19 protein-coding genes are annotated in these 19,311 nt (G+C 61.1%); 1 reads left to right on the forward strand and 18 read right to left on the reverse strand.

All coding sequences use genetic code 11. The features are described from left to right. Window positions 1-132: 132 nt before the first annotated feature. The 8 genes from ABJ076_RS22420 to ABJ076_RS22455 all read right to left on the reverse strand — a co-directional run bounded on the left by ABJ076_RS22420 (window position 133) and on the right by ABJ076_RS22455 (window position 8,694). Window positions 133-801 carry an acyl-homoserine-lactone synthase gene (locus ABJ076_RS22420; protein ID WP_348195806.1) on the reverse strand — a complete coding sequence of 223 codons (669 nt, stop codon included), beginning with the start codon at window positions 799-801 and terminating at the stop codon, window positions 133-135. An 83-nt stretch (window positions 802-884) separates the two neighbouring features. Then, window positions 885-1,622, reverse strand: a complete 738-nt coding sequence (locus ABJ076_RS22425) for a LuxR family transcriptional regulator (RefSeq protein WP_348195807.1) — start codon at window positions 1,620-1,622, stop codon at window positions 885-887. 105 nt (window positions 1,623-1,727) lie between these two features. Continuing rightward, the gene (locus ABJ076_RS22430; RefSeq protein ID WP_348195808.1) at window positions 1,728-2,756 is read right to left on the reverse strand and encodes an MBL fold metallo-hydrolase; all 1,029 of its coding nucleotides are present in this window, start codon (window positions 2,754-2,756) and stop codon (window positions 1,728-1,730) included. A gap of 75 nt (window positions 2,757-2,831) precedes the next feature. Further along, window positions 2,832-3,836 carry a type I pantothenate kinase gene (gene coaA / locus ABJ076_RS22435; RefSeq protein ID WP_348195977.1) on the reverse strand — a complete coding sequence of 335 codons (1,005 nt, stop codon included), beginning with the start codon at window positions 3,834-3,836 and terminating at the stop codon, window positions 2,832-2,834. A 28-nt stretch (window positions 3,837-3,864) separates the two neighbouring features. Then, on the reverse strand, window positions 3,865-5,562 hold the full coding sequence (locus ABJ076_RS22440; protein WP_348195809.1) for an electron transfer flavoprotein-ubiquinone oxidoreductase: 1,698 nt from the start codon (window positions 5,560-5,562) through the stop codon (window positions 3,865-3,867). Window positions 5,563-5,669: 107 nt separating this feature from the next. Then, window positions 5,670-6,533, reverse strand: a complete 864-nt coding sequence (gene panC, locus ABJ076_RS22445) for a pantoate--beta-alanine ligase (RefSeq protein ID WP_348195810.1) — start codon at window positions 6,531-6,533, stop codon at window positions 5,670-5,672. Beyond that, window positions 6,530-7,375, reverse strand: a complete 846-nt coding sequence (gene panB, locus ABJ076_RS22450; protein ID WP_348195811.1) for a 3-methyl-2-oxobutanoate hydroxymethyltransferase — start codon at window positions 7,373-7,375, stop codon at window positions 6,530-6,532. The genes panC and panB overlap by 4 nt, the downstream gene beginning before the upstream one ends. 527 nt (window positions 7,376-7,902) lie before the next feature. Next, on the reverse strand, window positions 7,903-8,694 hold the full coding sequence (locus ABJ076_RS22455; RefSeq protein WP_348195812.1) for a CoA ester lyase: 792 nt from the start codon (window positions 8,692-8,694) through the stop codon (window positions 7,903-7,905). Between the two features lie 118 nt (window positions 8,695-8,812). Between ABJ076_RS22455 and ABJ076_RS22460 the strand changes: the two genes are divergently transcribed. Beyond that, window positions 8,813-9,939 (forward strand): IS3 family transposase gene (locus ABJ076_RS22460; protein WP_348195813.1). Its coding sequence is split into 2 segments (ribosomal slippage): window positions 8,813-9,077 and window positions 9,077-9,939, totalling 1,128 coding nucleotides; the frame shifts between segments, so codons are not numbered across the junction. A gap of 231 nt (window positions 9,940-10,170) precedes the next feature. Here the strand turns inward: ABJ076_RS22460 and ABJ076_RS22465 are convergent. The 10 genes from ABJ076_RS22465 to ABJ076_RS22510 form a co-directional block, all read right to left on the reverse strand. Beyond that, a complete protein-coding gene (locus ABJ076_RS22465) occupies window positions 10,171-11,367 on the reverse strand; it encodes a hypothetical protein (RefSeq protein ID WP_348195814.1) in 1,197 nt (398 codons plus the stop codon). Window positions 11,368-11,394: 27 nt separating this feature from the next. Then, window positions 11,395-12,204, reverse strand: a complete 810-nt coding sequence (locus ABJ076_RS22470; RefSeq protein ID WP_348195815.1) for an enoyl-CoA hydratase/isomerase family protein — start codon at window positions 12,202-12,204, stop codon at window positions 11,395-11,397. Window positions 12,205-12,237: 33 nt separating this feature from the next. Further along, window positions 12,238-13,389 carry an acyl-CoA dehydrogenase family protein gene (locus ABJ076_RS22475; RefSeq protein ID WP_348195816.1) on the reverse strand — a complete coding sequence of 384 codons (1,152 nt, stop codon included), beginning with the start codon at window positions 13,387-13,389 and terminating at the stop codon, window positions 12,238-12,240. Beyond that, entirely contained in the window at window positions 13,386-14,513 is a 1,128-nt protein-coding gene (locus ABJ076_RS22480; RefSeq protein ID WP_348195817.1) for an acyl-CoA dehydrogenase family protein, read from the reverse strand. Before ABJ076_RS22480 ends, ABJ076_RS22475 begins: the two co-directional genes overlap by 4 nt. Then, window positions 14,500-14,949 carry a MaoC family dehydratase gene (locus ABJ076_RS22485; protein WP_348195818.1) on the reverse strand — a complete coding sequence of 150 codons (450 nt, stop codon included), beginning with the start codon at window positions 14,947-14,949 and terminating at the stop codon, window positions 14,500-14,502. The genes ABJ076_RS22480 and ABJ076_RS22485 overlap by 14 nt, the downstream gene beginning before the upstream one ends. Beyond that, entirely contained in the window at window positions 14,946-15,665 is a 720-nt protein-coding gene (locus ABJ076_RS22490) for a transglutaminase family protein (protein WP_348195819.1), read from the reverse strand. The genes ABJ076_RS22485 and ABJ076_RS22490 overlap by 4 nt, the downstream gene beginning before the upstream one ends. A gap of 67 nt (window positions 15,666-15,732) precedes the next feature. Continuing rightward, window positions 15,733-16,866: a CoA transferase gene (locus tag ABJ076_RS22495; RefSeq protein ID WP_348195820.1), complete on the reverse strand. Its 1,134-nt coding sequence runs from the start codon at window positions 16,864-16,866 to the stop codon at window positions 15,733-15,735. 11 nt (window positions 16,867-16,877) lie between these two features. Continuing rightward, entirely contained in the window at window positions 16,878-17,735 is an 858-nt protein-coding gene (locus ABJ076_RS22500) for a MaoC/PaaZ C-terminal domain-containing protein (protein ID WP_348195821.1), read from the reverse strand. Window positions 17,736-17,757: 22 nt separating this feature from the next. Next, window positions 17,758-18,909, reverse strand: a complete 1,152-nt coding sequence (locus ABJ076_RS22505; RefSeq protein ID WP_348195822.1) for an acetyl-CoA acetyltransferase — start codon at window positions 18,907-18,909, stop codon at window positions 17,758-17,760. Between the two features lie 3 nt (window positions 18,910-18,912). Next, window positions 18,913-19,290 (reverse strand): OB-fold domain-containing protein, encoded by a 378-nt coding sequence (locus tag ABJ076_RS22510; protein ID WP_348195823.1) that lies wholly within the window; start codon window positions 19,288-19,290, stop codon window positions 18,913-18,915. Window positions 19,291-19,311 lie beyond the last annotated feature (21 nt).

Below are 19,311 nucleotides of genomic sequence, written 5' to 3' on the forward strand. Positions count from 1 at the left end.
CCGCATCGGCCGGCACCAAACCGCTGTGGTGGGGTTTCCAAGCCCCGGAACGGCGCGTACCGTCCCGAGGCCTTAATATTCCATCCGGTCGCCGCTTACCAGCCATGCGAACCGAATTGCAACATCATCGTGTCAAGCGACGTGCCGTTCCGCTAATCCTTCTTCCGGTTGCCTTGACGGGCCGGCAAGGACAGTCGAAGGAAGATCGCCCACGGCGCCAAGTCGGCTGCGCATCGTATCCGTCATCTCGAAGACGCCGGCATAAGTCATGGTCTTGCCGATGCGCGTCGGCGTCCCGATGACCTCATACGGACAGTCCGCGGCCCGGAAAATCCTTGCCATGCGGGCGTCGAACACCGAAACGACATGGTCGATGCCCGCACTCCGGCAGACCTCGACGATGCCGCAGAGCAGCTCCAGGGTCGTCTTGTGAACGATGTGGTTGGCTTCCGCTCGTTCGGCCACTGAGAAGACACGCGGATTGATGGCGAAGCGCGAGCTTTCCCAGATCAGCGGGCTCTCCGGCGCACCGCCGGGAACCAGAACCGAAAACACGTCGCGCAGCATGTAAGGTCCGGTTGTCGGCAGCAGGCGGACAGCACCCCGGAGTACGCCGGTTTCGTCGTTGACTGACATAAGATATAGGGGATCTTCGTCGTCGAAGCGGTCGGTTTCGCGGCCGTCATTGACGCTCACCTCCCATCCGAGCCGGCTGGAAAACACCTCCGCGCGCATGCGGAACATCTGATCGATAAGGACAGGATGCTTTTGCCGGTCGATACTTTCGATAGTCATGATCATTTATGGTCTCCGTTGGTGTGTTCACAACGGAAGACCAAGTATCGGCTGACGGGTAGCCTTGTTATCCGGTCAAACGGCCGGATTTACACGATTTGCGAGAACAAACCGGTCTGATAAGCGATAGAGACAGCATGGGTGTTACTGCTCGCATTGAGCTTGTAGCGGCAGCTCTCAAGATAACAGCGCACAGTATGTTCGGAGAGACCAAGAATGACCGAACATTCCCAGGCTGTCTTGCCATCGGATATCCACTGCAGGCATTCAAGCTCACGTGGTGTGAGCTTCGCACGCAAGACCGGCTCCCCCTCAAGCTCCAGCACCTTGTCATGCAAATGCACCGCAAGGAGTTGGAAGTCGCGCATGTATTCGATTTTCTCTTGCTCCCATTCCCGTTCGGACAGATCCGATGTGACGCTAAACAAAGCGCGGTCGCCTCGTCGACCATGGACTGGAATGGTCAAACCGCGTCGACCAAGGCCGAATTCAGCGGCCTCTCCAAAGAAGGTCTTGAGCGCCCCTTCCAGTTTTCCGAACTCGTCCCAGTCCAGCGGCAGCAGCCGGCGCATTCCCGTCTGGATGACGGGATCAATTTTCACATAGCCCCGGTCTTTGTAGTGTTCCACCCAATTCGGGGAGTAGGTTACAGCAAGGTAAGGTTCTCTATTCGAAGCGCCGGACATACCAGCCCCCAGATAGGCGGCAGACCGGACGCCATGGCGGGAAGCCAGGCTTGCCATGACGGCATTCAGAGCCGCGCTAGTTGCAGCGTTGGTGATTTCACATAGGGAATTGACCAGATTGTTGTTTTCAATGAGTTTCATATGGACAGCAAATCCTTTTCACTACCGAGAGTGACTTAACAGCCGGCTCCGGGTTTCGCCCCGAGTTGGCGTCCGCAAACCCGCCCCCCCGGTCATTCGGGACGGTTAGCTTGTGCGGTAGCGGGCGACACCGTCACCGACAATGACTTTGGCCAGTTCCGCACGACGCAGCATGCGATTGATATGCGCGAGCGTTTCGGAAAACGCGAATCCGAATTGGTGCAAGTCCAGTTCGCGATGAAAGATCACAGGCACCAGTTCATTGGCCGTCATGGGCCGATCCAGCGTCGCCTCGCGGATCAGATCGCAACGCCGTTCGTGATGCTCGAGCAGTTCGTTACAACGCGCATGCAGGCCACGAAACGGCAGTTGGTGGCCGGGCAGGACGAGAGCGTTGTCCGGCACGTTGTCGCGGATCTCCCGCGCAGTTCGCAGGAAATGGCCGAGAGGGTCTCCATCGGGCTCGCTCGGCCAGACGGCGACATTCGGCGAAATCTTTGCAATCACCTGATCTGCGCAGAAGAACAGCCGATCCTCGTCGCAATAGAGCATGACTTGCTCGGGCGCGTGCCCGTCGCCCGTAAAGATCCGAAATCGCCGTTTACCCACCAACAGCGTATCGCCCGAGACCAGACGCAGGAAGCTATTCGGAAGCGCCGAGACCATCCGCAGGTAGTTGAGGCCATTGGTGCCCATCAGGTCGGCAACTTCGTTGGAAACACCGTGATTGGTGTAGAAATCGTGGAACTGCCGGTTCTTCACCGATTCCGGATCGAGCGCCAGATTGGCGCAGGCGAGATAGGCGGTCTGGCTTGTGGCCAGCGGAACGCCGGTTTCGCGACACAGCCAGCCTGCCATCCCGATGTGGTCCGGATGATGGTGCGTAACGATCAGTCGGGTCAATCGGGTTCCGGCGAGCGGTCCCGCAAGCAGCGCTTTCCACAATTCGATCGTGCGGTCGTCATGGATACCCGCATCCAACACGCACCAGCCGTCGCCATCCGCGATCAGGTAGATGTTGATATGATCGAGACGATATGGCAGCGGCATGCGCAACCAGAGAACGCCGGGGGCTACTTCCAGAAGCGCACCATTGGCCGGCGGCTCCGGATATGGAAAACGATAGTTTGTCATCACGTTCCCTATTCCCGGGATTTTTCTGCACCGGTCCGGCAAGTTCGATACCCGCACGGTATTCACTGGACGAACCTAAAGCTTCCTGAGGAGGACTTCCTCGACGAGGTGGTTCGCGCCCTTCTTGAGGATCAGGTCGGCGCGCGGCCGCGTCGGCTGGATGTTTTCTTTCAGGTTCTTCAGGTTGATATTGGTCCACAATCCTTCCGCGATGCCGAGCGCGGCGTCCTCCGACAGTTCCGAATAGCGATGGAAGAAGGATTTCGGGTCGCGGAATGCCGTCTGGCGCAGCCGCATGAAGCGGGTCACGTACCAGTCGTGTATCTGCTCCTCGTCGGCGTCGATATAGATCGAAAAATCGAAATAATCCGAGACGAAAGGCACCATCTTGCCGTCTTCCGGCAGATCGCGAACCTGCAGAACGTTGATCCCTTCGAATATCAGGATGTCGGGGCGGTCAATCGTGACATATTCGTCCGGCAGCACGTCATAGACCATGTGCGAATAAAGCGGCGCACGCACCGAGTGTTCACCTGCCTTGATCGCCGAGAGGAAGCGCAGCACCGCGCCGACATCGTAGCTCTCGGGAAAACCCTTGCGCTCCATCAGCCCCTGTTCGCCCAACACGGCGTTGGACAGCAGAAAGCCGTCTGTGGTGACTAGATCGACCTTCGGGCTCGACGGCCAGCGTCCCAGCAACTCCTTAAGGAAACGCGCTGTGGTCGACTTGCCGACGGAGACCGAGCCGGCGATGCCAATGATAAAGGGCGTCTTGATCGCCCCGTCGATGTTGAGGAACTGCTGGCGCTGCTCGAACAGGCTTTGCGAGGCCTCGACAGGCGAATAGAGCAGCCGCGACATGGACAGATAGATGCGCCGCACCTCGTCGAGATCAACCGGGTCGTCGAGCGAGCGCAGCCGCATGACCTCATCCTCGTAAAGCGTTAGCGGCGTGTCAGCTCGGAGTTCCGCCCACATCGCCGCTGGGAAGCGGCGGTACGGCGATAACTCCAAGCCGGAAAGCTGGTCAGATGGGCGCGATTGCGTCGGGATTCCGCTTCTCTTGTCGACCCGGTCCATCAACATCGCCGATTACTCCCTTGAGCATTCACATAACGCTGTAAACCGGCCCCTCGCCGCCCTGCGGCACCGTCCAGTTGATGTTCTGGTTCGGATCCTTGATGTCGCAGGTCTTGCAGTGCACGCAGTTCTGCGCGTTGATCTGGAAGCGGACATTGTCGCCCGGCTTGCGGTCAGCGTCGGCGGGAACCGAGTTGCCGTCGGCATCGATCCACTCGTAAACGCCGGCCGGGCAGTAGCGAGCCGAAAGTCCTGCGAAATCAACATATTCCGAAGATTTCTGAAGGTTCTCGTCCTTGACCTTGAGATGGACCGGCTGATCCTCCTCGTGGTTGGTGTTCGACAGGAACACCGAGGACAGGCGGTCGAAGGTGAGCACGCCGTCGGGCTTGGGATAGGCGATCGGCTTGAAGTGCGACGCCTTTTCGGTTGCGGCATAGTCCGGCTTGCCGTGTTTCAACGTGCCGAGCGGCGACCAGCCGCCGGTCAGCTGGGCGATCCACATGTCGATGCCGCCGATGCCGACGCCGAGCACGGTTCCGAGACGCGACCAGAGCGGCTTGACGTTGCGGACCCGCTTCAGGTCCTTGCCGATCTCGCTGCCGCGCCATTCGTTCTCGTAGGCATCAAGCGCGTCGTCATTGGCCTTGCCGGCGGCAAGCGCCTCGGCGACCTTGTCGGCGGCGAGGATGCCGGAGAGCACCGCGTTGTGCGAGCCCTTGATGCGCGGCACGTTGAGGAAACCGGCCGAGCAGCCGATCAGAGCGCCGCCCGGGAAGGAAACCTTCGGCACCGACTGCCATCCGCCCTCGGTGATGGCGCGCGCGCCGTAGGCGATGCGCTTGCCGCCCTCGAAGGTGCCGCGGATCGCCGGATGCGTCTTGAAGCGCTGGAATTCCTCGAACGGGTAGAGATACGGGTTCTTGTAGTTCAAATGGACGACGAAACCGACCGCGACGAGATTGTCCTCCAGGTGATAGAGGAACGAGCCGCCCCCGGTCGTCATGCCGAGCGGCCAGCCGAAGGAGTGCTGCACCAGCCCCTGGCGGTGGTTCTCCGGCTTGACCTCCCAGAGTTCCTTGATGCCGATGCCGAACTTGGCGTAGTCGCTCTCGGCATCCAGCTTGAAATTGGCGATCAGCTGCTTGGCGAGCGAACCGCGCACGCCCTCGCCGATCAGCGTGTACTTGCCATGCAGCTCCATGCCGCGGGCATACATCGGGCCCGGCGTGCCGTCGCGCTGGACGCCCATGTCGCCGGTGGCGACGCCCTTCACCAAGCCGTCCTCGTTATAGAGCACCTCGGCGGCGGCGAAGCCCGGATAGATCTCGACGCCGAGCGCCTCCGCCCGGCCCGCCAGCCAGCGGCAGACATTGCCGAGCGAGACGATGTAGTTGCCGTGATTGTTCATCAGCGGCGGCATGGCGAAATTCGGCAGGCGGATCGAGACGGCGGGGCCGAGGAACAGGAACTGGTCGTCCTTCACCTCGGTCTTGAAGGGATGATCCGGGTCGTCGCGCCAGTCGGTGATGAGCTTGTCGATGCCGACTGGATCGACGACTGCGCCCGACAGGATATGCGCGCCGACCTCGGCGCCCTTTTCCAGCACCACGACGGACAGATCGGCATTGGCCTGTTTCAACCGGATCGCGGCGGCAAGACCGGCCGGTCCGGCACCGACGATCACCACGTCGAATTCCATGCTTTCGCGCGGTTCGGTTTTCATTTCGGTCTCTCCACTAGCTTGCTCTGCTGAATCCCTCCCCGCGGGTTCCAAGAATTATCCCAACCCAATACAGGAATAAAGTATGTAATAAAAGAAATATTCTATCTCTACTTTGATGCCTCCGTTTTTGTGACTATGACATTGTCAATTAACCTTATTCCGCCAAGCCAAACCGCCGATAGTATCCGAGTAGGCTGATCAGCTTTTACCAATGGAATAAGTTTATATTCATCGCATAGCTCTAAATATTCGACAGATTGAAACCCTTGCGCAAGAATACACGAGCGCGCACGGTTTAAACATTGTGCAATAGGCTCGCCTGCAACAATCTTGTCTGCTGCTTGAAAGAGCTGTCTGGCGAGAATCGGCGCAATTGCCCTTTCGCTAGCCGATAAACGTAAGTTCCTGGACGACATCGCTAGCCCATCTTCTTCGCGCACGGTCGGACAGCCAATGATCGCGACAGGTATGTCGAGATCGGCGACGAGCCGCCGCACCACCTGCAACTGCTGGAAGTCCTTCTCGCCGAAGAAGGCGAAATCCGCGTCCGTCTGCATAAGCAGCTTTGCAACGACCGTCGCGACGCCGTCGAAATGGCCCGGACGATACGCGCCGCACAGGCCCTCACTGACACCGGAGACTGAGACCGTCGTCGCGAAACCCGCTGGATACATCTCTTCACCGTCGGGACAATAGAGGAGATGCGCGCCGAGCGGCGTAAGCTTCGCTGCGTCTTCCTTTTCGGTGCGCGGATAGGCCGCGAGATCTGCCGCGCTGTTGAACTGCTTCGGGTTAACGAAAAGCGTCACGATCACCCGGTCGGAGGTGTCCAGCGCCGCCTGTACCAGGCTCAAATGCCCCGCGTGCAACGCCCCCATCGTCGGCACGACGGCAATGCTCTCTCCTTTGGAGCGCCACTCGGCCACGGTTCGCTTCAACTCGTCGACCGTTCTGGCGATCGGTACGCTCATCTGTTTCCTCCCACTGACGCGCCCGGCGCGGCCTCCACGAACACGTGCTCCCCGCCCGGAAACCGCCGCGCGGCCACCTCCTCGGCGTAGGACTCGATCGCCGCATCCGCTTCACTCCCCAGTTCGGCGTAGCGCTTGACGAACTTCGGCCGGAAGTCGCTGAACATGCCGAGCATGTCGTCAACGACCAGCACCTGTCCGTCGCAGGCCGGCGACGCGCCGATGCCGATCGTCGGCACGGGAATTTCCTGCGTGATCGAGCGGGCAAGGGGTTCCGTCACCTTTTCCAGCACCACGGCGAACGCGCCGGCCTCAGCGACCGCACGGGCATCGCGCCGGATACGTTCGGCGCCCTCGCCGCGTCCCTGCACCTTGTAGCCACCGAAGGCGTTGACCGCCTGCGGCGTCAGCCCCACGTGCCCCATCACAGGGATGCCGCGCGCGGTGAGAAAGCGGATCGTTTCGCGCATGCTCTCCCCGCCCTCCAGCTTGACCGCCGCGCAGCCGGTTTCGGCCATCAGCCGCGCCGCGTTGCGGAACGCCTGCTCGGGGGTTTCCTCGTAGGAACCGAACGGCATGTCTATGACCAGCAGCGCTGTCTCCACGCCGCGCCGCGCTGCCTTGCCGTGCAACACCATCATCTCCATGGTCACGCCGAGCGTCGACGGGAGCCCGTGCAGAACCATGCCGACGCTGTCGCCGACCAGGACGATGTCGCAATGCGCGTCGCAAAGCTTCGCGACCGGGGTCGTGTATGCCGTCAGACACACCAGCGGCGCTCCACCCTTGCGCGCGATGATGTTAGGCACCGAGATGGGCCTCGACTTACCTGGAACGCTCATATGTCAAATACAAACAGGATTGAATTGATGATTCTCCGCCCATCGCCATGCCCACAGAGAGAACGAGGCTCTCGTTGAAGGCATGAAATATAGCACTCTGATGTTATTCTTAAGATAACAGGTCCTAAGTTCAAGAACGATCGATTTTTTGCCCTGATCGGAGTCTGATAAGTAATTTATATTTCATATTTACATCGCATGTTTAATGGTTTTCTGTCTATCTGGATCATTGAGCGCGGTCGGACCCGAGATTTCGCTGAGAAGCTCTCCCACCCCCGAATGGCACATCCAATCGCCTACAGGTGAAAATCGCGAGGAGCTCGGTACATCACTGACTCTCTCTGGTGTACTCCTGCGGTGCCCAAGAAAAGAGCGCGGTTCAGATGAATTCATATACCCAGCCCTTGACATTCCTCTCTGCATGCTCGCTGCTTCCATAGCAAATCCTCCTTGCTATCCTTGTTGGCTGCTTACAACATGGCGTATTTATTCTAGCCATATCCTTTTTGTAAGCTTCGACGATAACATTATCTCCGCTCCACGGTCGCAAGAACGGTTCGGGCCCGGGCGCGCGCAGGCTCGTCCACCATGATACCGTCAATAGAGACAGCACCATCGCCGGTAGCTATTACCCGATGCGCCCAGTCAATTTCTGACTCTGTTGGCGCGAATGCGCGTTTTACTTCCGCGATTTGGCTCGGATGAATACAGAGCTTTCCGGTCATACCAAGATTGCGCGCGTGCGCTGCGTCGTCATAGGCAAGTGCTCTATCATTCAACTGCATCGTTACTCCATCGATTGGCGCCATGATTCCGGCAAGACGCGATGCCAGAACCAACTCGGACCTTGCCGGCAAGAGGACTTCGCGCAGGTGTCCGCACCCCATATCAGCGCAGAAATCGATCGACCCGAATGCGAGACGAGCCACCCCTTTCTGCGCCGCAATGGCGCGAGCCTGCGCCACACCCCGCGCCGTCTCGATAAGTGCTATTAGTGGATTGCCGTTCAATTTGGAAACAACGCCTGCCACTTCCTCGGGATACTCCGATTTGGGCAGCATGACTGCCACTCCACGCAAGTTGCTCACTGCGGCAATATCGGCCTCGTGCCATTTCGTGCCTCTGCCGTTTATCCGGACGATGACCGGAAGACTGGTGAAATCGCAGTCAATGTTCGCCCGCGCGACCTCCTTGTGATGTTCCGCCACGGCGTCCTCAAGATCAAGGATTACCGCGTCTGGACGCGAAAGCACTGCTTTGGGAAATAGCGTGGGCCGTGACGCGGGGACAAACAGCGGCGCTTGTATAAAGCCTACCATTCAGCGAACGCCTCCATTGCTATTGGACCATCGCGACGTGAGGTCCACAATTGGAATAGCCCCCTGAAAGTGGTCCGCCAACTGGGATAGATTTGTCCCGCGAATTGGAGGATCAGCGATGGCTGGGAAACGAGAGAAGCCCGAAGAAATTGTATCGAAGCTTCGGCAGGTTGAAGTGCTGCAGGGACAAGGGTCGACAATTGCCGAAGCGGTGCGCCAGATCGGCGTGACGCAGCAGACGTTCTATCGATGGCGTAAGCTGTATGGCGGGATGCAGCGATCTCAGCTCACTCGGCTGAAGGAACTGGAGAAAGAGAACCAGCGGCTTCGGCGGGCGGTGTCTGACCTGACCTTGGACAAGCTCATTCTGACCGAGGCGGCACGGGGAAACTTCTAAGCCCTTCGCGTCGCAGGAAATGCATCGACCATGTGCGGCGGGAGCTTGGCGTATCGGAACGCCGCGCCTGCCGCACGCTCGGGCAGCACCGATCCACGCAGCGCAAGGTGCCCCAGGGTCGGGCCGATGAAGAACGCCTGACCGACGACATCATCGATCTGGCTGACCAGTACGGGCGCTATGGATATCGGATGGTCACCGGTCTGTTGAACAACGCGGGCTGGCATGTGAACCACAAGCGCGTGGAGCGCATCTGGCGACGTGAAGGGCTGAAGGTCCCACAAAAGCAGAAGAAAAAGGGACGGCTCTGGCTGAATGAAGGGTCGTGCGTGCGTTTGCGGCCCGAACGGCCAAACCACGTTTGGTCCTACGACTTCGTCCAGGATCGCACAGCTGATGGTCGGGTCTACCGGACGCTCAACATCATCGACGAATACACCAGGGAGGCGCTCATGATCCGCGTCGATCGCAAACTCAACTCAACTGACGTGCTGGATGCGCTGACGGACCTGTTCATCCTGCGCGGTCCGCCGGAATACATCAGATCCGACAATGGCCCCGAGTTCATTGCCCAGAAGGTGCGCGACTGGATCGCGGCGGTCGGTGCCAAGACGGCCTACATCGAACCAGGGTCACCTTGGGAGAATGGATACTGCGAAAGCTTCAACGCTCGGTTCCGCGATGAACTCCTCAACGGAGAGCTGTTCTATAGCCTGCGGGAGGCCCAGATCCTGATCGAGCAATGGCGAGTTCACTACAACACGGTCAGGCCGCACAGCGCTCTGGGCTACCGCCCACCCGCGCCGGAAAGCATCGTCCCGATAGACCAGAGGCCCGCGATGCACTAACAATCAAACCGGACCACCCGATAGGGGCACACCACGGGCAGGACACCGAACGCGACATGTTTCTTCTGATGTTACAACTCGCATCGCGTCACCTGCCACGACTGCTGTCCCCGACATCGGGTGGTTCTCCGCATATGAAAACCTGTGTCACATTTACGCCCTGATCAGGTCTTAGTGCTGAGCCAGCCTTGAGCTTTAACATTACAGTCCTGTATGGCGAAGTCTGCGCCATCAACCATCCTTCTGGTTGACGATTAGTGGAGCGTTTTCCGGCAGCGACTGAACAACAGCGACGTCGTCGGCGCGAATGCGGGCATGCAACTTAAACGCTTCGTTGGCGGCCTCACGGCCGGCTTGCTCGTCCGCGCACTCTTCCAGCACTAGGGACAGGCGGACCGTGTCGCGGTCGTTCTCGCGGGTCACGATGGCTTGAGCCGCCTTGGCACCCGGCGTGGCGATGACAACCTCCTCGACCACGCGCGGATAGACGAAGATCTCGCGCACCTTCACCGCCGCTCCGACCCGACCCTGCAACGCCGACAGGCGGCTGACACTGCCATCCGCGTTGCTGTCCAGCGCATAGGCGCTGTCGCCGGTGCCAAACCGGATCATCGGCCAGGTTGCGTGTCGTGCGGTCACAACGATCTCGCCCCGCGCGCCCTGAGGCAGCTGTTCGCCGCTGACCGGATCGCAGATCTGCACCACGCAATCCGGATGCACGACATAGCCCTCGCCCCCATCTTCATAGGCCACCAAACCGAGATCCGCGGTAGCATAGGCCGCCCAGGTTGACACGCCATAATCGGCCTCGATCCGGCGGCGCTTGGCCATCCAGTCGCCCATTTCGCCGCCAAGAAAGGCGGTCTTCACCTTCCAGGCATCGCGGCCATAGGTTTCGATCACCTTGTCCGCCAGGGTTAGAAAGAACGCGGTCGAGGCACAGATCGAGGTCACGCCGGTTTCAACGACGATCTGCGCCTGAAGCTCGGTGTTGCCAACCCCGCCGGGGATCACCGTGGCGCCCGCGGCCTGCGCCGCCTCATCAAAGAGCAGACCCGCCGGCACCAGGTGATACATCCAGGTATTCAGGATGATGTCGCCCGCCCCGACCCCGGCGGATTTGAACAGCAGGTCCAGCCCATGGCCGCCACCGCCCGGCAGCGCCGGCTCAAAGATTGGACCGGGAGAAACATAGATCCGCCCGATATCCTTCATGTCCGCGGCCAGGAACCCGCCAAAAGGCGGGTTGTCCCGCTGAAGCTTCAGAAGCTCCTCCTTCGTCATCACCGGCAGACGCGACAGGTCCTCCAGCGATGTCATGGCTGCCGGATCGAACCCGGCCGCCGCAAATCGCGATTTCAGGCCCGGGGCCTTTTCGGCCGCGGCGGCATAGGCTTGCGCGATGTCTTGATAGATGCTCTCGGACATGACCATACCTCCTCGACCCTGCGCCCCTTAAAGCGGACAGTCCTTGCGAAAGTTCGGCGCTCGCTTCTCGCGGTGCGACAGAACGCCTTCCTTGACGTCCTCGCTCATGAAGCCAAGCATTTCAAGCGCGGTCGAGGCATCGAAGATCGGCCCGGCCTGACGAAGCCAGTTGTTCAGCGAATACTTGGTCCAGCGGATCGCGCTTTGCGACCCGTTGGCCAGTTCGACAGCCGTATCCAGGGCGATCTGCTGCAGCTCGTCATCCTCGACGCACATCGAGACCAGCCCGATGCGTTCGGCCTCTTCGCCCGAAACCGGCTTGCAGGTCATCAGATAGTATTTGGCCTTGGCCATCGAGGTCAGCAGCGGCCAGATGATCGCCGCGACGTCGCCCGCGGCCACGCCCAGCCGCGGGTGTCCGTCGACGATCTTGGCCCGTTTGCCCGCGATCGAGATGTCGGCCAAAATTGCGACCACCAGACCCGCACCGGCGGCCGGGCCGTTGATGGCGGAGATGATCGGCTTATTGCAATTGATGATGTTGTAGACGAGGTCCTTGGCCTCTTTCCACGTCTTCATGATCTCGTGCGAATTGCCGATCATGCTTTCGATCAGGCTGAAATCGCCGCCGGCCGAAAACGCCTTGCCCGCGCCGGTCACGATGACCGCATTGATATCGGGGTCGCGATCGATGTCGATCCACATATCGGTCATCTGGGTATGGGTTTCTGCATCGACCGAGTTGAAGCTCTCGGGCCGATCGAAAGTGATGCGCAGGACGCGATCCGCCGGGTAGTCAAATTTCAGCTTGTCATACTTCGCATAACGGTTTGACACTGTGGGGTTCCTCCCTTGGACGTTGGTATCGGTTCAGCCCGGCAGTCCGAGGACTGCCTTGGACAAGATGTTGCGCTGGATCTCGTTCGATCCGCCGTAGATCGTGGTCGGCCGGGCCTTGTAAAAGCTGGCCAGGACATCGACGCTGACATTTCCGACCTGAAGCGGGCCGATGGTGCCACCATCCGGTCCGGCCGCCTCGATCATCAACTCGGTGATGCGCTGAAAGCACTCGGTCACCCAGATCTTGAGCATCGAGACATCCGCGCCCAGCGTTTCGCCACGCTTGAGCTGATCGGCGAACCGGGAATAGAGCGCGGCGTGGTCTTCCACGTCGAGCGCGGCCTGGGCAAAACGGTCGCGGAACACCGGATCGTCAAACGCCCCGCGGCCGCGGGCGAAAACCTCCAACTGACCCAGAGCATTCTGCGCAAGGCTGGGCGAACCGATGAAGATACGCTCGAAACTCAGGAGCGCCTTGGCCATCGTCCAGCCCTTGTTCAGCTCGCCCACAAGGTTCGCGCGAGGCGTGCGGGCATCGTCGAAGAAGACCTCGCAGAACTCGGTTTCGCCGGCCAGCGTCCGGATCGTGCGCACCTCGACCCCGGGCTGGTCCATCGGCGCCAGAATAAAACTAATGCCCTGCTGCTTTTTCGGCGCGTCGGGATCGGTCCGCACCAGCATGAAGATATGCGTGGCGTCATGCGCCATGGTGGTCCAGATCTTCTGGCCATTGATGACAAAGTCATCCCCGTCGATCTCTGCGCGGGTGCGCAAGTTGGCCAGATCGGACCCGGCGCCTGGCTCGGAATAGCCCTGACACCAGATGTCTTCACAGCTCAGGATCCGCGGCAGCCAATAGTCCTTTTGCGTCTGGGTACCGAACTTGATGATGAGTGGGCCAACCATCTGCACGCCCATGTCGCGCCCACGGTTCACACCCCAGCGTTGCTGTTCTTCGTAAAAGATCAGAAGTTTCGCGGCGCTCAGCCCCATGCCGCCATACTCGGCGGGCCAGGCCGGAGCGACCCAGCCCTTAGCATGGAGCTTGCGATGCCAATGCTCGACCTCGGCAAAGGTCGGGCGGTGCGGAAGGTGGCGCAATTCCTCGGGGTACTCGGATTCAAAGAACTGATGGACCTCGCGGCGGAAATTCTCGTCGGTCATCGCATTCCAGTCCGTCATCTTTCCGCCCCCTCCTTGTCGCGGGCATCAAGCCAGAGCCGCCGGTGATAGGTGTCGTCCCCGAGCCAAGCCGACAGCACCAGCGCCCGGTTCAGGAATAGCCCGATGTCGAATTCGTCGGTATATCCGACCGCCCCGTGAAGCTGGACCGCATCGCGCGTGATCTTCTTTGCCGCCGCGCCGGCGCGAGCCTTGGCGCGGCTGGCCAGGCGGGCACGCGCTTGGGGTCCGGCCGCGGCACGGTCCATCGACGACAACACCTCGCGCACCGCTGCGTGGGCGACCTCCTGCATCACATACAGGTCGGTAGCGCGGTGCTGGATGACCTGAAAGGCACCGATGGGCTTGTCGAACTGTTCGCGAGTCTTGACGTAATCAAGCACGATCTCGAAGGCACGACCGCTTAGCCCGACAAGCTCGGCCGCGGCCAGCGCGGTGGTGTCGCTGACCGCTTCGGCCAGAGCCGCCTCGACCGCCGCCCCCTCGGCCAGAAGCTCGGCCGGCGTCGCCGAAAAGGACAGTTCGCCCAATGCGCTGCCATCGGCCTGCCGGCGGCCTTCGACGTTCAGCCCGGCCGCGCCCGCCTCCGCATAGGCAAGAACCGCGCCGCCGTCGCCTTCGGCCACCACCAGATAGCCGTCGGCCCCGACCGCACCGGCGATCCAGGCTTTCGCGCCGGTCAGCCTGCCGCCCGCAAAGCGGCAGTCCCTGCCCGGCGCGACCCCCGCCGCGCCGCGTTCCTGCCAGGCCGTCGCCAGCACGGTTTCGCCCCCGATGGCCTTTTCCAACATCCCGTGATCCGGGCAAAGACGGTACAAGAGACCGATCGTCAGCCCGATTGTTGCCACCACAGGTTCGGGGGCAATGACACGGCCGACCTCCTCGGCCAGCACGCCGGCAGCAGCAAGACCCATGCCCAGGCCGCCGTTTTCCTCCGGCACCGCGACGCCGAAAACGCCAGCGCCGGCAAGTTCGGTAATCATGCCGTCACCCCACCGACCACCGGCATCGCGCAGTTTTCTGGCGCGGTCGCTGCCGCCTGCCCGGGCGAACAGGGTTTGGGCGCTTTCCCTCAGCAGGCGCAGGTCTTCCTGATCCTGGGTGTTGTCTTCAGTCTGTTTCATTTGGTTTTCGCTTGATCATGACAGGCGTGTCTGTGGAGAAAACGACCTCGCCCGCCGGGTTCTTGGCACGCAGCGTATAGTGGAGAACACCCCGGTCGGGCTTGCTGCGCGACGGCGTGACCGAGTTGACCTGCATCTCGATATCGAGCGGTTCATCGGGGCGAACGGGGCGCGACCAGCGCAGATTGTCAAAGCCCATGCCGCCGATATTGGCCACGTCGACCATCATTTCGATCATGATGGGCTTGAACGCCTCCAGCATGGTCTGAAAACCGGAGGCAATCAGGCTTCCGTGCATGGCGGTGGCATAATCCTCGTCGGTATGCAGCCGCTGCGGGTCCCATTCCAGGGCAAAGGCCTTTATCGACTCCGCGCTCATCGGTGCACTTCGAAAGCGAAACACCTGGCCTGGATGGAAATCCTCCAAGTATTTCATGACTCGCCTTCTACCGAGAACCCGGCATCATAGCCCTTGGACCCGTTGGCAATACGAACGCGGTTGAACTCCTCCAGCTGGGGATAGGTTTCCCGGAAAACGCGCAGGAACTCCGTTATCGGCGCATCGAAAAAGAGACCACGGTCGTTCACGTATTCCATGTGCCGATTGTTCTTTTCGTCGAACTCGTGGAACAGGGCATCGTGATGGCCGTCGAAGACCAGCGGTTTCACCCCGAACCTTTCGCACAGCTCGATATTGAAGGCTGGAGTGACCTTGTAGACCTCGTCATCCAGCCACAGCTGTACATAGCCGTGATAGATGAACAGATCCGTGCCCATCAGCTCTTGCAGTTTGGGTGTGTTCAGGTGGTTGCGGACATCGGCAAAACCCAGCGCCGCCGGTATGCCCGCGGCCCGCAGACAAGCCGCTAGAAGAATGGCCTTGGGGACGCAGAACGCCGCCTCGGCGCCCGCGATCCGACTGGCTCGATAAGAATCCTCGTCCAATGCAAAACAATATGGGTCGTAACGGATGCCATCGCGTACCGCCTCGAAAAGGCGGATCGCCTTGTCCCGGTCGATTGCATCCGCAGGCAGATCACGCAATGCTGAGGAAACGAAATCCTGCACTTCCACGCTGTCGCTCTCAACAAAGCGCGATGGCATCACATACTGACCGGCCTCAGCAGACAAGCCCTCCTTGGACTGTGCCATCGCAACTCTCCCTCATATTTCTAACAAATGTTAGAATAATGTCCGAAAGCCCACGCGTCAACGGGATTCATTTCGGCTCAAGTTCCACCACAGCATGGCGCGCATTGTCTTCTCCCAAAGATGGCGCGCGACCGATTTGATCCGCCGGACCACGAAAACCGGGCGCGATCGGCAATGGCAGGGCCGGCACCTTGGTGCCGGCAATCGCCAGCTTCCGGCCGAACACCCCGCGCGCCGCGAAATGCGGGTCTGCGGCGGCCTCGGCAGGGGTTTTCACGACCGTACAGCAACAATCCGCCTCCTCCAGAAGCGGCGCCCAATCGGACGAAGGCCTCTCTGCCAAACGCCGCGCCACTTCTGCAGCGCAGGTTTCCGGATCAGCCCAATCGTCGCGCAGATCGGCCGGCTGGCCGATCACGTCGCAGAAGGCCTGCCAGAATTTCTCTTCCAGCGCGCCAACCGCGACCTGCCGTCCGTCGCCTGCAGTATAGAGCCGGTAGCGCGCAAGCCCGCCTGTCAGCCGGCTGCCGCCGCTGTCGATGTCCTGGCCAGCGATCACGCCTTCGGCATGGGCCCAATAGGCAAAGGCAAAGGCGCCCTCGGCCATCGCGATATCCAGGTGGATCCCCTGCCCGTTCCGGTCGCGAGCCCGAAGCGCGAGCAGGATGTTCATCACGGCAGGATAGGTGCCGCCGCCAACATCGGCGATCAGACCAGATGGCATCGTCGGATGATCGTCGGGGCCCCGGCTGAGCGACAGTACGCCCGAATCGCCTGCATAGTTCAGATCGTGCCCGGCGGACGCCGCCTTTGGCCCGGTCTGGCCATAGCCGGTGATCGAGCAATAGATGAGCCCCGGATTGATCCGGCGAAGGGTGTCATACCCCAGCCCCAGCCGATCCATGACGCCTGGGCGAAACTGTTCGACCAGCACATCGGCGTTCTCGATCAGGGGGCGCAGCGATTCCACCGCGCCCTCTGCCTTCAGATCAATTGCTACTGACCGCTTCCCATGGTTCAGCACGGCAAAGCCGATGCTTTCACCATTTAATTTGGGATTCGCATGGCGCGCGCCCTCGCCTGTACCGGGGCGCTCGAACTTGATCACCTCAGCGCCGGCCTCGGCCAACATCAGCGTCGCCATCGGACCCGGAAGAAGGGTGCTGAAATCGAGCACCAGGATATCGTCGAGCGGCTGCATCTTTCCCGCCCTCACGCGAACCTGGCGGCCCCATTGTTCAGGACCACCACCTCGCGTAAAGGAACCGAGGCACGGAACCGGGCCTCGCCCCCGTCTTCCCAGATCTCGAACCGCACGGTTTCACCCGGATAGACCGGCGCCGAGAACCGCACATCAAGCCCGACGAGACGGCTGGCGTCGTAGTCCAGCAGCGATTTGAGGATCGCGCGCGCCGCCAAGCCATAGGTGGCCAGCCCATGCAGGATCGGCCGGTCGAACCCGACCGAGCGCGCCACGTCGGGATCGGCGTGCAGGGGGTTGTAATCGCCGCTGAGCCGATAGATCAGCGCCTGCCGCGGCAGCGTTTCGATGTCGCAGACATGATCGGGTGCGCGGTCGGGCAACTCGGCAGGCGTCGGTCCGGGGCGGTTTTCCCCGCCGAAGCCGCCGTCACCACGGCAAAAGGCCGACATCGCTACGCGAGCCAGCTTTTCGCCGGTATCGGCGTCGATGATTTCGCGGCTTTGATAGATGACGGCGCCTTTGCCCTCGCCCTTGTCGGAGATGAAGTCGATCTTGCTGCGACCGACGATATTGCCCTTCACCGGCAGCGGCTTGTAGATGTCCAGCCACTGCTCGCCATGCAGAACCTTCTGCCAGTTCACGCCGGTTCTCGGGTCGCGTAGCCAGAACCCCGGATAGCCCATCGTGACCGCCATGGACGGCACCGCCTTCAGCCCGTCCTCGTAGACATAGGCCAGTTCCTTCTTGTCGGTCGGGTCTTCGCCGAAACCCAGCCCGAGCGCATAGAGAATCGTGTCTCTTTCGCTCAGCGTCTGTTCGATTTCCTCGAAATCCCAATTCGAAAGCGCCTCGAAATCCAGTGGCATGTTTCTTCCTCCCTAGAACGCCCTACAGCGTGTTTCCCGATCCCAAGATCGCCGTGACCTGGCTGGACAGAACGCCGCCATTGCCGTGGGCAAGCGCCAGGTCGATATTCTCTAGCTGCTGTCCGGGCGCGTCGCCACGAATCTGCCGCGCGGCTTCGATCACGGTAAAGATGCCGTACATCCCCGGATGCACACAGGACAGCCCGCCGCCATTGGTATTCACCGGCAGCACCCCGCCCGGGGCGATGCGTCCACCCTCGACAAAGGCGCCCCCTTCGCCCTTGGCGCAGAACCCGAGATCCTCCAGGAACAGGATCGTATTGATCGTGAACGCGTCATAGAGCTCGACCAGGTCTATATCGCCCGGCGCCACTTCGGCCGCCGCGAAGGCGCGCGCGCCGGATTCGCGGGCCGCGGTGGTGGTGAAATCCCGCATCTGTGATATCTGCCGGTGCGAACTGGCTGCGGCGCTGCCCAACAGATAGACTGGCGGCTTCGGACAATCCCTGGCACGGTCGGCGCGCACCATCACCACCGCGCCGCCACCGTCAGTCACCAGGCAACAGTCGCGCACAGTCAGCGGGTCGCCTACCATGCGCGCGGCCAGCACGTCCTCGCGGCTCAGCGGGCCGCGATCGAACGCTTCGGGATTGAGCCGCGCCCAGGCGCGCGCGGCCACCGCCACATCGGCCAGTTGCTCGCGGGTGGTGCCGTATTCGTACATATGCCGGGCCGCGGCCATCGCATAGGCAGAGATCGGATAGCGCGGCTTATACGGGGCCTCGTATTCGGGTGGGCGCGAGGCCGTCACCAGCCGTCCCGACGCGGTTCTCTGATTCGAGCCATAGACGATCAGCGCGACGTCGCACAGTCCCGCATCGAGCGCCATCGCCGCCGAGGTCAAGTAGTTCACGAAGGACGACCCGCCGGTCATCGTACCATCGACGAATCGCGGCTGGATACCAAGATACTCGGCCGCCATCAGCGCCGGCATGCTGTCTTCCATCATGGTGCAGAACAGCCCGTCGACATCGGCCAGCGACAGCCCCGCGTCGGCCACCGCCGCCAGCCCGGCCTGGGCCATGATGTCATAGGCGGTCAGGCCACGCGCCTCGCCGAATCCGGCATGGCCGGTGCCCACGATGGCAGTCTTTCCCCGCAAACCTCCCGTCATCGCTCAGCCCTCCACCGGCCTGCACAGCACCGCAGGCTTTCCGTCGATCTCGCCGACATAGACGGTGACCGCCATACCGATCGCCACATCCGCGGGCGCGACCCCCTCGACCCGGCTCATCATCCGCACGCCTTCCTCCAGCTCGACCATGCAGATGTTGTAGTCCCCGCCCTGCTCGGACCTGCGGCGCACCACGGTCGTCGTATGCACCTCTCCACAACCGCTGGCCTTGTGCCAGGACAACGCCGTTTCATGGCAATGCGGGCAGACGACGCGCGGGAAGAAATGAAATTTTCCGCAACTGTCGCATTTTGGGAGCGCGATCTCGCCATCCGCCAGCGCGCGCCGGAATACCTGATCCGATCCGGTCTTGTCTTGCATTATGGCCCTGCTTTTAATTGC

This window comes from Nisaea sp. (assembly GCF_039990255.1).
Lineage (GTDB): Bacteria > Pseudomonadota > Alphaproteobacteria > Thalassobaculales > Thalassobaculaceae > Nisaea.